This window comes from Streptomyces sp. NPDC022910 (assembly GCF_055561075.1).
Window position 1 is genome coordinate 17,926 of record NZ_JBVHHL010000003.1, and the last position, 15,727, is coordinate 33,652.

A 15,727-nucleotide genomic window follows, 5' to 3' on the forward strand; every position below is an offset into this window, starting at 1 on the left:
GGTCATTCCACGTCTCCGATCTTCAGCATCTGCCGCATGTACACGGCGACCACACCGAGCAGCAACACCACCGTCAGCAGGGCGATGGCCGAACCCTGCGCGTAGTCGTTGACGACGAACGCACGGTCGTAGGAATACGTCTGGAGCAGCTGGAACTCGGGCTCCGGATGACCGTTCCGCATCACGAAGACCTGCGGGAAGACACCCATGTCCCAGATCACCGAGAGGGTCGTGAGCATCACGATGATCGGCTTGAGGATCGGCAGGGTGACGTGGCGGAAGACCCCCCAGCCGCTCGCGCCGTCCAGTCGGGCCGCTTCCTCCAGTTCCTTCGGCACCTGGGTGAGGCCCGCGGCGAGTGTGATGACGACGAACGGCACCGCGCCCCACACCACGAGCAGCGTGATCACGGCGAGGCCCTGCGGCCCGCTCGCAAACCAGTTGTGGCCGATCAGCTCTACGCCGGGCAGCTTGCTGAGCAGCGCGTTGAGGACGCCGTAGTCCGAGTCGAAGAGCCACTTGAAGACGGTGGTGGCCACGATGACCGGCATGCCCCAGCTGGCCACGAGCACGATGTTGATCAGCGTCTTCATCCAGCCGGAGACCCGCTGCAGCAGCAGCGCGATCAGCATGCCGACGACCATGGTGAAGATCACGCAGGTGGCAGCGAAGACGATGGTGCGCAGCACGACGGTCCAGAACTCGCCGTCCGACAGCACCGTGCTGAAGTTGGCGAACCCGACCGACTCGGCCGGCCGGAAGCCCCACAGCTGGGACTGCCCGAACTTCTGGAAGGACAGGGTGACCAGGCGGACCAGCGGATAGCCCATCACCAGGGCGAGGATCAGCAGACAGGGCGCGAGCAGCAGCCACGGGACGGCGGCCCCGCCCGACGTCCGCTTTCTGCGTGACCGGTCCGGGACGGCCGGTGGCGGCGCCGGCCGCGGCGGCGGCACCTTGGCGGGGGTGGTTGTGTCTGCGGCACTCATCGCGCGCTCCTCAGGGGTCCCTCAGGTCGTACGAGAGGCAGGGCCCCGGCCCCGCATACCCCCCGGGGTCGACGGGGCCCTGCCCTCAGGTCACTTGGTGTTGATGACCTTGTCGATCGCGGCGTCCGCTTCCTTGGCCGCCGCCTCGACCGACTTCTTTCCGGTGCCGATGTTCTGCAGCATGGTCTGCAGGATCTGCGCCTTCTCGACCTGGCCCCAGCCCGGCGCCATCGGGACGAACCAGTTGGACTCGGCCGCAGTGGCCGGGACCGCCGTCGCCGGGTCGTTCTTGAGGGTGGCGAGGTCGGTCTTGTTGTTGGGCAGGTTGCCCTTGGCCATCAGGCCCTTCTGGCCCTCGGAGCCGGTGAACGCGTTGATCCACTCGGCGGCCAGCGCCTGCGCCTTGGACTTCACCGGGACGGCCAGGTCCGAACCGCCGAGGAACACCGGGATGTTCTTGCCGGACGGGCCGGGCATCACGAAGTTCTCGAGGTTGTTCTTCAGCTTGCCGGTCTTGTCGTTCTTCGGGTCGGCCGAGGTCGCGCCCTCCCAGGCGGCGCCGAAGATCATGGCGGACTTGCCCTGGCCGTAGACGATGTAACGGTCCGACTCGTCCTTGGTCTTGTCGCCGTGCATGTACTTGTCGACGACCGACTTGAACTCGGTCAGGCCCTTGAGGGACTCCGGCGAGGAGAGGTTGGCCTTCCACTGGCCGCCCTCCTCCTTGGCGATGGAGCCGCCCGCGTCGTACACGAAGGACATGGCCGCGTACCAGTCGCGCGTCGGCTGGTACCAGGCGCTGAACTTGCTGCCCTCCTTCTTCTGGATCTTGTCCAGGTCGGCGGTCAGCTCCTTGTATGTCTTCGGCGCTGCCTTGACGCCGACCGAAGCGGCGACGTCCTTGCGCCAGTTGGCGACGCGGCCGCCGGCGTAGTAGGGGACGCCGTACGTCTTGCCGTCGTAGGTCACCGAGGCCTTGAGGCCGTCCAGCCACTGGGCGGAGTTGTCGAAAGTGGAGGGGTCGACAGGGGCGAAGGCGCCCTTGACCATGTAGCCGAGCATCTCGGTGTTGCCCATCTCGACCACGTCGGGCGCCTTGTCGGTGGCGAGCACCGCGTCGAGCTTGGTGTTCTTGTCCGGCCAGCCGTAGTACTCGTGCTTGATCTTGACGCCGGGGTGCTTCTTCACCACCGCGTCGTCGGCGGCCTTCACCAGCGCGGGCCAGTTGTTCTGGGCGTCCACCGTCAGCCAGACGGTGAGCTCCTTGGCGTCGGCTCCCTTGTCCGATCCCCCCGACTTGCTGCCACCGTCCCCGCACGCCGCGATGGAGACCATCATGCCCGCGATACCGATCGCGGCTATCAGCTTGCGCTTCACGCCACCCTCCTCAGGGATGCCACAAACCCCCCTTGTCCCCGCGGCGACTGACGAGTACCGCTCGTGGGGCCGGGACCTGGACCAATGGTGTAGACCAGTGCGGGAAGCTTGGCCCAGACCAATAGGTGTGTCAAGGGTGTTCACGGCGCTCAGGGCCTCCGTTATGGGACCTACATATGAAAGGACCTTTAAGTAGGAACCCAGCGAAATCGGGTAGACCACTGCCGGCGCGCCCGACTGGACCACTTGAGCTCGGTGGACTAGACCAGCGGGGGTACCGACGGTATACAGAGGGGATCCCCGGCCGCGTAACCGGGGATCACGGAGCGTGCGGGGCACCCCACATGAAGCCGTGCCACGATGTGAGCCGTGACCGGCAGCCTGTCGGTCGCTTCGGCCTCCGGAGCCGGGAAGGCAGGACATGAGCACCGACGTCAGCAGTGCGGAGAACGAGGGCGGGCCGACCGTCCGCACCGCGCGCGTGCCCAAGTACTACCGTCTGAAGAAGCATCTTCTCGACATGACGGAGACGCTGCCGCCCGGTACTCCCGTGCCACCCGAGCGCACACTGGCCTCGGAGTTCGACACCTCGCGAACGACCGTGCGCCAGGCCCTCCAGGAACTGGTCGTCGAGGGGCGTCTCGAGCGCATCCAGGGCAAGGGCACGTTCGTCGCCAAACCGAAGGTCTCCCAGGCCCTGCAACTCACCTCCTACACCGAGGACATGCGCGCCCAGGGCCTCGAACCGACCTCTCAGCTGCTGGACATCGGCTACATCACCGCCGACGACACGCTCGCCGGACTGCTCGACATCGCGGCCGGCGGCCGGGTGCTGCGCATCGAGCGGCTGCGCCTGGCGAGCGGCGAGCCGATGGCGATCGAGACGACACATCTGTCCGCCAAACGCTTTCCGGCACTGCGCCGGTCGCTGGTCAAGTACACCTCCCTCTACACGGCGCTCGCCGAGGTCTACGACGTGCACCTGGCAGAGGCGGAGGAGACCATCGAGACGTCGCTGGCCACCCCGCGGGAGGCGGGCCTGCTCGGCACGGACGTGGGCCTGCCGATGCTGATGCTCTCCCGGCACTCACTGGACCGGGAGGGCAAGCCGGTGGAGTGGGTGCGGTCGGTGTACCGAGGAGACCGGTACAAGTTCGTGGCCCGGCTCAAGCGGCCGCAGGAATGAGCCACCTCTGGTAGCGCACGCGGTGTAGCGCGACCGCTGATCCTGCTCTACGTTCCTCCCGTCGCCGCATGGACGGGAGACCTCCCCGATGTGTACGGCGAGCACTCGAGCCCAGGTCACGGTTTCGCATGCGGTGGGGACCGATATGCGGACGAGGACTTCCGCTTTCCTGAGACCGTCACCTACATTGCCTGCGCGTTACATCGGTGATCAGTGAGGGGACGGAGCCGCAAGATGTCAGATCAGCCAGACGTGGGCAGAGCGGCGGTGGTGACGCCTGTGCGCGTCGTCATCGCCCTCTGCCTCGTAGCACCCTTCGTCGCGATGCTGTGGGTCGGCTCATACGCCAAGACGGACCCCGCGTTCATCGGCATCCCGTTCTTCTACTGGTACCAGATGCTCTGGGTGCTGATCTCCACGGTGCTGACGATGACCGCGTACCAACTGTGGCGGCGTGACCAGCGCACCCGGGCCGACCGGAAGGGAGGTGCGGCGGAATGAAGGACGGCGTGAACGGCGTCGCGCTCGGCGTCTTCATCTTCTTCTTCCTGGCCGTCACCGTCATGGGCTTCCTGGCGGCACGCTGGCGCAGGGCCGAGAACGAGCAGAGCCTCGACGAGTGGGGCCTCGGCGGACGGTCTTTCGGCACCTGGATCACCTGGTTCCTGCTCGGCGGCGATCTGTACACCGCGTACACCTTCGTCGCCGTGCCGGCGGCGATCTACGCGGCGGGTGCGGCGGGCTTCTTCGCAGTGCCGTACACGATCATCGTCTACCCGCTGATCTTCACCTTCCTGCCCCGCCTGTGGTCGGTGTCGCACCGGCACGGATATGTGACGACGTCGGACTTCGTGCGCGGCCGCTTCGGCTCCAAGGGCCTGTCGCTGGCGGTGGCGGTCACCGGCATCCTGGCGACGATGCCGTACATCGCGCTCCAGCTGGTCGGCATCCAGGCCGTGCTGGACGTGATGGGCGTGGGCGGCGGCGAGAACACGAACTGGTTCGTGAAGGATCTGCCGCTGCTGATCGCCTTCGGTGTGCTCGCGGCGTACACGTACTCGTCCGGTCTCAGGGCCCCCGCTCTGATCGCGTTCGTGAAGGACGCCCTGATCTACATCGTCATCGCGGTGGCGATCATCTACATCCCGATCAAGCTGGGCGGCTTCGACGACATCTTCGCGAAGGCGGGCCAGGCGTTCGCGCAGACGAATCCGGCGACGGGCAAGCCGCGCGGGGCCCTGGCACCGCCGGAGGCGGGTCAGTGGACGTACGCGACGCTCGCCCTGGGCTCGGCGCTCGCGCTGTTCATGTACCCGCACTCGATCACGGCGACGCTGTCCTCGCGCAGCCGTGAGGTCATCCGCCGCAACACCACGATCCTGCCGCTGTACTCGCTCATGCTGGGTCTGCTGGCGCTGCTGGGCTTCATGGCGATCGCGGCCGGCATCAAGGTGCAGAACGGGCAGCTGGCGATCCCACAGCTGTTCGAGAACATGTTCCCGGACTGGTTCGCAGGCGTGGCGTTCGCGGCGATCGGCATCGGTGCCCTCGTCCCGGCGGCCATCATGTCCATCGCGGCCGCGAACCTCTTCACACGCAACATCTACAAGGACTTCATCAAGCCGGACGCCACGGCCGAACAGGAGACCAAGGTCTCCAAGATCGTGTCGCTGCTGGTGAAGGTGGGCGCGCTGGTCTTCGTCCTGACCATGGACAAGACGGTGGCGATCAACTTCCAGCTGCTCGGCGGCATCTGGATCCTGCAGACCTTCCCGGCCCTGGTCGGCGGCCTGTTCACCCGCTGGTTCCACCGCTGGGCACTGCTGGCGGGCTGGGCGGTCGGCATGGTCTACGGCACGCTCGCGGCCTATGGGGTCGCCTCCCCGACCCAGAAGCACTTCGGTGGCTCGGCCAAGGAGATCCCCGGCATCGGCGAGATCGGCTACATCGGCCTGACGGCATTCGTACTGAACGTCGTCGTCACGGTGGTGCTGACCTTCGTCCTGAAGGCGGTCAAGGCTCCCGAGGGCGTCGACGAGACCAGGCCGGAGGACTACACGGTGGACGCGGGCGACCCCGGGGTGCAGGTGGAGCTGCCGCCGGCGACGGCGGGCACATCCCACTAGGAACCGGTGCTTCACGGGCCGTCGGAGGAAATCCGGCGGCCCGTTGTCGTACCCGTCCGGCACACTCGGCCGCATGGACATCGTGATCCGGCAGGCGACCCCCGACGAATACGACGCGCTCGGCCACATCACCGCCCAGGCCTACCTCCAGGACGGCCTCCTCGACTTCGGCGAGAGCGACGAGTACCTGGGCGAGCTGAGAGACGTCGCCAGGCGGGCGGCTGCCGCCGAGGTGCTGGTGGCCAGCGACGGCGACCGCGTCCTCGGCGGCGTGACCTTCGTGCCGGCCGGCGGCCCCATGGCCGACATCGCCGGCCCGGGGGAGGCCGAGATACGGATGCTCGCGGTCGACCGCACGGCTCGCGGCCGCGGTGCCGGAGGGGCCCTCGTCCGCGCCTGTGTCGACCGGGCACGGGCCACCGCCGGCTGCATGAGCGTCGTCCTGTCGACCCAGCGCACGATGCACGCCGCCCACCGCATCTACGAGCGGCTGGGCTTCCTCCGCACTCCCGAGCGCGACTGGAATCCCCTCCCCGAGCTCGACGACATCACTCTCCTCACCTACGAGTTGACGCTCTGACACCACCACGACACAACATCTGGGGGTGACATCGCAGCCCGGCACAAGATGTATGCTCATGCTCGCTGTCGCCGCAGGGGAATCCGGTGCGAATCCGGAACTGTCCCGCAACGGTGTACTTGTGCGTGTTCGCCCATGCGTGCACGTCCGAGCGTCAGTCCGAGGACCTGCCGACAGTGCGCCCGGCCGTCCGGCCCGGGCGCCTGACGTCCGGGCCTCGTGGAATGGGCCGGTGGACGCGACGCCGCGCGCGCTCGTGAGCTGCCTCTGCCCTCCGCCAGGCCCCGTGCCGAGCGAGGGAGAGTCCCACGTGACCATCGCGCCAGCCGACCCGGCTTCAGCCACCCCGGCGACGCAGACCGACGGCCCCGGTGCCGCGCTGCTGCGGACCCTGACCGAGCTGACCGCCGACCTCCCCGACGCCGATCCCGGCAGGGTCGCCGCCGCCGCGCTGCGCGGCCGGTCGGCTCGCGAGGACTGCGAAATCGCCGAGGAGCTGCGCGAGCTGGCCACGGAGGCAGCCGCCGGACTCATCTCGGAGGACCCCGCCTACTCGCGGCTGGCCGCCCGCCTGCTGGCGATCGGCATCCGCGCCGAGGCCGCCTCCCAGCGCGTCACCACCTTCACCGAGTCCGTCGCGGTCGGACACCGCGAGGGACTCATCGCCGACCGCACCGCCGAGTTCGTACGGCTGCACGCCGACCGTCTCGACGCCCTCGTCGACCCCGCAGCCGACGACCGTTTCGGCTACTTCGGCCTGCGCACGCTGCACAGCCGCTACCTGCTCCGGCACCCGATCACCCGCAAGGTGATCGAGACGCCCCAGCACTTCATGCTGCGGGTGGCGAGCGGCCTCGCCGAGGACGACACCACCCGCTCGGTCGACGAAGTCGCCGCGCTCTACGGGCTGATGAGCCGCCTCGACTACCTCCCCTCCTCCCCCACCCTCTTCAACTCCGGCACGCGGCACCCACAGATGTCGTCCTGCTACCTCCTCGACTCCCCCAAGGACGAGCTGGACTCCCTCTACGACCGCTACCACCAGGTCGCCCGTCTTTCGAAGCACGCAGGCGGCATCGGGCTGTCGTACTCCCGCATCCGGTCGCGCGGTTCGCTGATCCGCGGCACGAACGGGCACTCCAACGGCATCGTCCCTTTCCTGAAGACCCTCGACGCCTCGGTCGCCGCCGTGAACCAGGGCGGCCGGCGCAAGGGCGCGGCCGCGGTCTACCTGGAGACCTGGCACTCCGACATCGAGGAGTTCCTGGAGCTGCGGGACAACACCGGCGAGGACGCCCGCCGTACGCACAACCTCAACCTCGCGCACTGGATCCCGGACGAGTTCATGCGCAGGGTCGACGCGGACGAGCAGTGGTCCCTGTTCTCGCCGTCCGACGTGCCCGAGCTGGTCGACCTGTGGGGCCCGGAGTTCGACGCCGCGTACCGCAGGGCGGAGGCGGCCGGGCTGGCGAAGAAGACGATCCCGGCCCGCGATCTGTACGGCCGCATGATGCGCACCCTCGCGCAGACCGGCAACGGCTGGATGACCTTCAAGGACGCCGCCAACCGCACCGCCAACCAGACCGCGGAGCCGGGCCACGTCATCCACTCCTCCAACCTCTGCACCGAGATCCTGGAGGTCACGGACGACGGGGAGACGGCTGTCTGCAATCTGGGGTCGGTCAACCTGGGTGCCTTTGTCGACACGGCGGCCGGCGACCTCGACTGGGAGCGGCTGGACGCCACGGTCCGCACCGCCGTCACCTTCCTCGACCGCGTGGTCGACATCAACTTCTACCCGACCGAGCAGGCGGGCCGTTCCAACGCCAAGTGGCGCCCGGTCGGCCTCGGCGCGATGGGCTTGCAGGACGTCTTCTTCAAGCTGCGCCTGCCCTTCGACTCCGCCGACGCGAAGGCGCTCTCGACCCGTATCGCCGAGCGCATCATGCTCGCCGCCTACGAGGCCTCCGCCGACCTCGCCGAGCGCAACGGCCCGCTCCCCGCCTGGGGGAAGACGCGTACGGCCAAGGGGGTCCTGCATCCCGACCACTACCCTGTCGAGCCGACCTGGCCGGAGCGCTGGGCGACCCTGCGGGAACGGATCGCCGCCGTGGGCATGCGCAACTCGCTGCTCCTCGCGATCGCCCCCACCGCGACCATCGCCTCCATCGCAGGCGTGTACGAGTGCATCGAGCCGCAGGTCTCCAACCTGTTCAAGCGCGAGACGCTGTCCGGCGAGTTCCTCCAGGTCAACTCCTACCTGGTGCAGGACCTCAAGGACCTCGGCGTCTGGGACGCCCGCACGCGTGAGGCGCTGCGCGACTCGGGCGGCTCGGTGCAGGGCTTCGCCTGGATCCCCGCCGAGGTACGGACCCTGTACCGCACGGCGTGGGAGATCCCGCAACGCGGCCTGATCGACATGGCCGCGGCCCGTACTCCGTACCTGGACCAGGCCCAGTCACTCAACCTCTTCATGGAGACGCCGACCATCGGGAAGCTCTCCTCGATGTACGCGTACGCCTGGAAGCAGGGTCTGAAGACGACGTACTACCTGCGCTCCCGCCCGGCGACCCGGATCGCCCGCGCGGCCCAGGCGCAGCCGGCCACCATCCCCGTCCAGCAGGTCGCCGACCCCGACGCCGTCGCCTGCTCCCTGGAGAACCCCGAGTCCTGCGAGGCCTGCCAGTAATGACCACCAGTTCCACCCGTGCCCAGAACCTCCTCGACCCGGGCTTCGAGCTGACTCTGCGCCCCATGCGCTATCCCGACTTCTACGAGCGCTACCGAGACGCCATCAAGAACACCTGGACCGTGGAGGAGGTCGACCTCCACTCGGACGTGGCGGACCTCGCCAAGCTCACCCCGGGCGAGCAGCACCTGATCGGCCGCCTGGTCGCCTTCTTCGCGACGGGCGACTCCATCGTGGCGAACAACCTGGTGCTCACCCTCTACAAGCACATCAACTCCCCCGAGGCGCGGCTGTACCTGAGCCGCCAGCTCTTCGAGGAGGCCGTGCACGTCCAGTTCTACCTGACGCTGCTGGACACCTACCTGCCCGACCCGGACGACCGCGCCGCGGCCTTCGCGGCCGTCGAGAACATCCCGTCCATCCGCGAGAAGGCCGAGTTCTGCTTCAAGTGGATCAACGAGGTCGAGAAGCTGGACCGCCTCGAGAGCAGGGCCGACCGCCGCCGCTTCCTGCTCAACCTCATCTGCTTCGCCGCGTGCATCGAGGGCCTGTTCTTCTACGGCGCCTTCGCGTACGTCTACTGGTTCCGCGGCCGGGGCCTGCTGCACGGCCTGGCGACCGGCACCAACTGGGTGTTCCGCGACGAGACGATGCACATGAGCTTCGCCTTCGACGTGGTCGACACCGTGCGCAAGGAGGAGCCCGACCTCTTCGACGACGCGCTGCGGCAGCAGGTCACCGACATGCTCAAGGAGGCCGTCGAGGCCGAGTTGCAGTTCGCGCGCGACCTGTGCGGTGACGGCCTCCCGGGCATGAACACCGACTCGATGCGGCAGTACCTCGAGTGCGTCGCCGACCAGCGCCTCACGCGCCTCGGCTTCGCCCCGGTGTACGGCTCGGAGAACCCCTTCTCCTTCATGGAGCTCCAGGGCGTTCAGGAGCTCACCAACTTCTTCGAGCGGCGTCCGTCGGCGTACCAGGTGGCGGTGGAGGGCACCGTCGACCTGGACGAGGACTTCTGAGTCCTCTCTCCGCCCCGCTCTTCCCGAGCCTCCTGGGCCTCCCTGATCTGTCGGTCGACGCGCCGGTCGTGCGCGATGCCGGTCAGCGAGGGGAGGACCAGGAGCGCGAGGATCCCGAGGACGGTCAGCATTCCGGTCAGGGCTTCCATGTGTGTCGTATCCATGGACACCACTGTCGCGCCGAATACTCCTTACCATCAGTGGCAGGACTGCCGCACAGCCTCGAATTACTGCCACTTGCCAGGCACACTGGCACCATGTTGAAGAACGTGGCCGCCGTCCTGCTCGACGGCGTGCATCCCTTCGAACTCGGCGTCGTTTGCGAGGTGTTCGGCATCGATCGCAGCGACGAGGGGCTGCCGGTGTACGACTTCGCCGTGGTCTCGGCCGAGGGCCCCTCGCTCGGCACCCATGTCGGCGGGCTCACCGTCTCGACGCCGTACGGACTGGACCGGCTGGACGAGGCCGATCTGATCGCGGTGCCGGCCGGAAGCGAGTACGTCACGCGCGACTATCCTCCCGAGCTGCTCGACGCTCTGGTCCGGGCGGTGGAGCGCGGCGCGCGGGTGCTGAGCGTGTGTTCCGGGGTCTTCGTGCTCGGCGCCGCGGGGCTGCTGGACGGACGGCGGTGCAGCGTGCACTGGCGGCACGCGAAGGAGCTGGCCCTGCGCAACCCGCGGTCGATCATCGAACCGGACGTGCTCTACGTCGACGAGGACCCGGTGATCACCTCCGCGGGCACCGCCGCCGGCATCGACGCCTGCCTGCATACCGTGCGCAAGGAGCAGGGCCCGGAGGTCGCCAACAAGATCGCCCGCCGCATGGTGGTGCCGCCGCACCGCGACGGCGGCCAGGCTCAGTACATCGAAAGGCCCCTGCCACGGTCGCAGTGCGACACGGTCGCCGAGGTGCTGACGTGGATGGAGCGGCACCTCGACCAGGAGGTGACCGTGGAGCAGCTCGCCGCCCGCGCCCATATGTCCCCGCGCACCTTCGCCCGTCGTTTCCAGCAGGAGACCGGCACCACCCCCTACCGCTGGATCCTGCGCCAACGGGTACTGCTGGCACAGGAGTTGCTGGAGCGCACCGACGAGACGATGGACGCGATCGCCGACCGCGCCGGCTTCGGCACGGCGGCGGCCCTGCGCCATCAGTTCGTGCGCGCCCTCGGCACCACGCCGAACGCCTACCGGCGCACGTTCAGGGGACCGCAGGCCCGCCTGAACGTGCGCCGGGACGGTCACCGTGGCAGGGCCCTCAGCAGCAGTCGGCGGGGACGGAGCGTGATGCCGATGCGGGGCCTGTCGTCGGACCCGGGCGCCTGCTCGAAACGGTAGGCGGACGCCACCACCGCCGCGATGAGCGTGAGTTCGGCCATCGAGAAGTGGTCGCTCGGGCACTTCCGGTTGCCCACACTGAACGGGCTCATCGCGTACTTGGGCACCTCCTTGGCCCGTTCCGGAAGCCAGCGGTCGGGGTCGAACTCCAGGTGGCGCTCGTACGACCGCGCGTCGCGCTGGATCGCGTACGGGCTGTATACGACGTCGGCGCCGGCCGGTATGCGGTACCCACCGAGCTCGGTGTCGGTCACCGCCCGCCGCGTCAATATCCATACGGCGGGATGCAAACGCATTGTCTCGACGACGACATTCGCGGTGTACGTCAGCTTCCGGACGTCCTCGAATGCGACCGGTCGGTCACCCACGACGGTTTTCACCTCGTCGCGGATCTTGTCCACCTGTTCCGGGTGCTCCGTGAGGACCAGGAGGAGGGACATGAGCATGGAGCCGATGGTTTCGCTGCCGGGGGTGAGTATCGCGATGACCTGGTCGTGGATCTCCTGCTCTCCGATGGGCTCGCCATTCTCGTCCTTCGCCTCCAGCAGAGCCGTCAGCAAATCGTCCGGCTTTTGGCCGGAAGCCCGCCGGTCGGCGACGATCTCGTCGACCAGGAGATGCAAATCGGCCAACGCCCGGTTGAATTCGACGTTGGCCGGAATCGGTATCCGATAAAGCGGTCCGAGCGGTATGACCATGCGTTGGTACATACCGCTGAACAGTGTGGCGAGCGCTGCACAGATCCGGTCCGCCCGGGCGTCCATGTAGCTGCCGCGCATCAGACAGCGGGCGGCCACGCGGACCGCCACGCGGAACGACTCCGCCGTGACGTCGATGGTCTCACCGGACCGCCAGCGCTCCACGAGCGCGTGCGCCTCCTCCACCATGATCGGCCCGTAGGCGGGGATGGCCTCGAGCCGGAAGGCGGGCTGGATCGCCCGCCTTTGGCGTTTGTGCAACGGCCCGTTGGTGGTCGCCACCCCCTGCTTGCCGAGCAGGCCCTCGAGGGACTCCCACAGCGGCCCGCCGATCTCGTAGTCGGTACTGAGGGCGAGTGCGCCGGTGAGTGCCGGGGTGGTGACGGCGTACACCGTCTTGGGCCCGAGCTTCAGCCGTACGACGTCGCCGTCGTCGCGCAGCCGGGACAGAAAGCCCAGCGGGTCGCGGGCCAGCTTCCAGCCATGGCCGAGGCCGAGGACGCCGCCCGTCGCGAGCGGTGGAACGCGGAGTTCCGCCGTCGTTTCGGGCTTGACCGATTCCAGGGTCATTTCTCACCTGCCGCTTCGTTGTTGACGTACGGGGGTGTCGAGCGGTCGTCCCAGCTGTCGACCATGTACCGGCCGGACTCGTGGTGGAACCAGTACACGGTGCTGAACCAGTTCCGCATATTCGCGACGATCGCCTTCACGGCAACGCTCAATTCCCTGCCGCGCACGGTGCCGTCCGCGAGGGTGTCGGCGAACCGCAGTGCCTCTTGTTCGGCGACGAGGAAATCGGATACGCATTCCTCGACCCGGCGCCTCACTTCCTTGACGGCCTCTTCGAGCGTCAACCCCTCATGGTGGATGAGACTGATTCCGAGATTGTGGACCTCGTCGCCCGCTATTTCCTTGGGGAGCGAACAGAGGTCGTTGTACCAGGCTGCGAATTCCTGGCTCAGCAGTGCCGCCCGCCGGTACGCGGGATGTTTCCGTACGGAGTCCGGCAGTTCACGCCGCGCGCCGGGCTCCAGCAGATCGGTCCAGATCCAGTGCGCGAAGGTGAGCCGGCGGAGTTCGAGGTACGCCTCGACCGTCGGGACCGTTCCGGAGGTCCGGTTGCAGAACTCCCGGTCGTACGCCTCGATCACCGCGTGGAAGTGCCGTGCGAAGCGTGCGTTCCACTTCTTGCTCAGGAACGAGTACAGCCGCATCACACTGTCCGCGAACCCCGCGACCAGGGGATCCGGGTGGTGCAGATGGTCCCTGGGGGAGTCGAGGGCCGCATGGAGCTGGAACCTCAGCTTCCGCCAGGCGGTGGGCCGCCGGTGGACGATGTCACGGTCGTGACGGTCGTCCCAGACGAAGAACCACGCGCTGTAGTCCGCGATCGCCTGCAGGACCTCGTCGGGGGCACCGATGTAGTAGCCCGCCATGAGGTCGGTGTAGCACAGTCCGTCGGCATATTCTTCGACCTTGTCCGCCGGCATGAGCCGCTTTTCCAGTAGCCAGGAACGCGTCTTCTCCTGCAGGCGGGGCCAATACGGGTGCAGTCGACGGGGAAACGCGGCCTCGATCATCGGCATGGAGAGCGCCGGTGGAACCGCGACCACGGTCGCCGTCGATGAAGTGCTGTGTGGGAAAGCTGGCACGAACGAACCCCTCTCAGCAGCCGGTTGGCGCTACACCCCTCCCGCCGTGCCGGGCGCGCGCCGTTGCGTATCCCCGCGCTTTCCATTCAGCACTACAACTGACCGGTCTGGGAACGGATTTGCTTCACCCGCTAGCCCACAGTGCCGAGAATCTCCCATACATGACTAAATGTGAGTCAGTTCGTGCGTACAAGGGATCGAATGTACGACGCACACATGAACGACGCCTGGTCGGGAGGCGCACCCGGCCAGGCGTCGCCGTCAGGGCTCTCAGTCGTTGGCCACCACGGGGTAGCGGGGCTCGTTCTCGGCCATCTGCCGCAGGGCCTCCTTGCGCTCGCGCTTGGAGAGCCGGTCGATGTAGAGGTACCCGTACAGATGATCCGTCTCGTGCTGCAAACACCGAGCGAAGTACCCGGTGCCGCGCACCTTGATCAAGTTGCCCTTCTCGTCCTGCCCGGTCACCTCGGCGTAGTCAGGGCGGGCGAGCGGCGCGTACGCGGTCGGAACGGACAGGCAGCCCTCGTTGCTGTCGTCCAGGCGGCGCTTGTCGGCGGGCAGGTCGACGAGCTTGGGGTTGCAGACCACGCCGACGTGCCGTACGCCCTCGTCGTCCTGACAGTCGTAGACGAAGACCTTCAGGTCGACGCCGATCTGGTTGGCGGCAAGGCCCACGCCCTCGGCGGTGCGCTGGCTGGCGAACATGTCCGCGACCAGCTGCTGCAGCTCCTCGCCGAAGTCGGTGACGTCCTTGCACTCCTTGTGCAGCACCGGGTTCCCGACGACAGTGATCGGCCGCGAGGCGCCGCGCTCACGCCAGGCGCTCTCGCGTCCCTCCGTGTCCCCGGTGTCGATGACGAAGCCCTCGTCGTCCACGGGGAGCACGCCCGTGTGCTGCTGATCGGTGTCCTGCTGCGCCATGACCGACGTATGCCTTCCTGCAACCTGTGAGAAAACCTGCGGGTACAGCCTACGGGGCACGGTCGGATGCCCTCCCCGTGATCTGTGCGACCGAAATCCGGCTCAGCAGACCTCTTCGAGGTCCCGCCAGTCCCGGGAGTCCGGGCTGTCCGCAATCCAGCTGTCGAGCAGCCCGCGCACCAGTGAGGCGGGCGCCGCGATGCCGCACTCGCGCTCGGGCACCCACAGCTGCCCGTCCGTGCGGTGCCCCAGCGGCCCCGGGTGCCCCGGCTCGCTGTGGTCGTGCGGGTCGAGGTGCTCGCCGTCGCCCTCGTCGGACGGCATCCGGGACTCGGAGCACATACGGCACAGCAGCCGCACGGACGAGGACCAGTCCTCGGCGGCGAAGCCGGCGTCGGCGGCCAGCTGCTCCAGTGCGTCCCGGTCCTCCTCGCTCGCGGCCTCCAGCAGAACGACCCAGGTGGGCACCGGCGAGGGGGCCCACAGCTCGATCTCGTCGAAGACGGGGTACGCGTGCCCGGCGGCCGTCGTGCGCTCGCCGTGCGGTACGCCGTCGTGCAGCACGACCTCGCCCCAGCGGCGTCCGGAGGACGGCAGCGGAATGGAGAGCACCTCTATGCGGGCGGGGTCCAGCCTGCGCCCCCACACGACTTCGGCCTCGCCCTCCGGAGACAGCCGCACGGCCGCACTGCCCAGCTCCATCCCTGCGGGCTCGTCGGAGACGGCGGCGCCCCCCGGCACCCTCAGGCCGTACGCCTGCCAGGCGCGGCGGGCGAGCGGCCAGTCCTGCAGGGCGGTCGCGGCGATGCCCACGTTCCACCAATCGGGCGCCCCGGTCTCCCTGTCGAGCAGGGCCACGGCGCGCAGCCCCGCGGTGCGGGCCTGCTCCCAGTCGTGGCGGAACTTGTGCAGCAGGGCGAGGTTGAACCAGGACTCCGACAGCCAGGGCTCCAGGTCCGCGGCACGGGTCAGCAGGGCCCCCGCGTCTTCGTAGCGGCCGTCGCCGATCAGCGTGAACGCGCGGTCGGTGGCCTGCCGCCAGGAGGCGGAGGGCCGGTGCCGTCCCTTCCCGAAGATCCTCACGTTTCCCGCCTGCCAGTCCCTTGCTTTTCCCGCCTGCCGGTTCCTTGACGTCCGCGGGGGCCAGGCC

13 protein-coding genes and 1 riboswitch are annotated in these 15,727 nt (G+C 68.2%); of the genes, 7 read left to right on the forward strand and 6 right to left on the reverse strand.

The genetic code is table 11. The features are described from left to right. Positions 1–2 precede the first annotated feature (2 nt). Both ACZ3TS_RS03450 and ACZ3TS_RS03455 read right to left on the reverse strand, forming a co-directional pair. A complete protein-coding gene (locus tag ACZ3TS_RS03450; RefSeq protein WP_467613397.1) occupies positions 3–989 on the reverse strand; it encodes a carbohydrate ABC transporter permease in 987 nt (328 codons plus the stop codon). Positions 990–1,079: 90 nt separating this feature from the next. Further along, complete coding sequence (locus ACZ3TS_RS03455) at positions 1,080–2,366, reverse strand: extracellular solute-binding protein (RefSeq protein ID WP_467613398.1); 1,287 nt, start codon at positions 2,364–2,366, stop codon at positions 1,080–1,082. A gap of 421 nt (positions 2,367–2,787) precedes the next feature. Here ACZ3TS_RS03455 and ACZ3TS_RS03460 point away from each other — a divergent pair, with 421 nt between their 5' ends. From ACZ3TS_RS03460 to ACZ3TS_RS03490, 7 genes are all read left to right on the forward strand, one after another. Next, the gene (locus ACZ3TS_RS03460) at positions 2,788–3,552 is read left to right on the forward strand and encodes a GntR family transcriptional regulator (protein ID WP_467613399.1); all 765 of its coding nucleotides are present in this window, start codon (positions 2,788–2,790) and stop codon (positions 3,550–3,552) included. Between the two features lie 234 nt (positions 3,553–3,786). After that, positions 3,787–4,053: a DUF3311 domain-containing protein gene (locus ACZ3TS_RS03465; RefSeq protein ID WP_467613400.1), complete on the forward strand. Its 267-nt coding sequence runs from the start codon at positions 3,787–3,789 to the stop codon at positions 4,051–4,053. Beyond that, positions 4,050–5,678, forward strand: a complete 1,629-nt coding sequence (gene mctP / locus ACZ3TS_RS03470; RefSeq protein WP_467613401.1) for a monocarboxylate uptake permease MctP — start codon at positions 4,050–4,052, stop codon at positions 5,676–5,678. The genes ACZ3TS_RS03465 and mctP overlap by 4 nt, the downstream gene beginning before the upstream one ends. Positions 5,679–5,751: 73 nt before the next feature. Further along, positions 5,752–6,258 (forward strand): GNAT family N-acetyltransferase, encoded by a 507-nt coding sequence (locus tag ACZ3TS_RS03475; RefSeq protein WP_467613402.1) that lies wholly within the window; start codon positions 5,752–5,754, stop codon positions 6,256–6,258. Positions 6,259–6,310: 52 nt separating this feature from the next. Then, positions 6,311–6,447: riboswitch (cobalamin riboswitch) on the forward strand. Positions 6,448–6,568: 121 nt separating this feature from the next. Beyond that, complete coding sequence (locus ACZ3TS_RS03480) at positions 6,569–8,947, forward strand: ribonucleoside-diphosphate reductase subunit alpha (RefSeq protein ID WP_467613403.1); 2,379 nt, start codon at positions 6,569–6,571, stop codon at positions 8,945–8,947. After that, positions 8,947–9,969 carry a ribonucleotide-diphosphate reductase subunit beta gene (locus ACZ3TS_RS03485; protein ID WP_467613404.1) on the forward strand — a complete coding sequence of 341 codons (1,023 nt, stop codon included), beginning with the start codon at positions 8,947–8,949 and terminating at the stop codon, positions 9,967–9,969. The genes ACZ3TS_RS03480 and ACZ3TS_RS03485 overlap by 1 nt, the downstream gene beginning before the upstream one ends. A 257-nt stretch (positions 9,970–10,226) precedes the next feature. Continuing rightward, positions 10,227–11,306: a helix-turn-helix domain-containing protein gene (locus ACZ3TS_RS03490; RefSeq protein WP_467613405.1), complete on the forward strand. Its 1,080-nt coding sequence runs from the start codon at positions 10,227–10,229 to the stop codon at positions 11,304–11,306. Here the strand turns inward: ACZ3TS_RS03490 and ACZ3TS_RS03495 are convergent. The 4 genes from ACZ3TS_RS03495 to ACZ3TS_RS03510 form a co-directional block, all read right to left on the reverse strand. Then, positions 11,210–12,574, reverse strand: a complete 1,365-nt coding sequence (locus ACZ3TS_RS03495) for a bifunctional albaflavenone monooxygenase/terpene synthase (RefSeq protein ID WP_467613406.1) — start codon at positions 12,572–12,574, stop codon at positions 11,210–11,212. The two genes, ACZ3TS_RS03490 and ACZ3TS_RS03495, sit on opposite strands and share 97 nt — an antisense overlap. Next, on the reverse strand, positions 12,571–13,656 hold the full coding sequence (gene cyc1 / locus ACZ3TS_RS03500) for an epi-isozizaene synthase (RefSeq protein ID WP_467613407.1): 1,086 nt from the start codon (positions 13,654–13,656) through the stop codon (positions 12,571–12,573). The genes ACZ3TS_RS03495 and cyc1 overlap by 4 nt, the downstream gene beginning before the upstream one ends. Positions 13,657–13,926: 270 nt before the next feature. Then, positions 13,927–14,577, reverse strand: a complete 651-nt coding sequence (def, locus tag ACZ3TS_RS03505; protein ID WP_467613408.1) for a peptide deformylase — start codon at positions 14,575–14,577, stop codon at positions 13,927–13,929. Positions 14,578–14,679: 102 nt separating this feature from the next. Further along, positions 14,680–15,660 carry a tetratricopeptide repeat protein gene (locus tag ACZ3TS_RS03510; protein ID WP_467613409.1) on the reverse strand — a complete coding sequence of 327 codons (981 nt, stop codon included), beginning with the start codon at positions 15,658–15,660 and terminating at the stop codon, positions 14,680–14,682. Between the last annotated feature and the right edge of the window lie 67 nt (positions 15,661–15,727).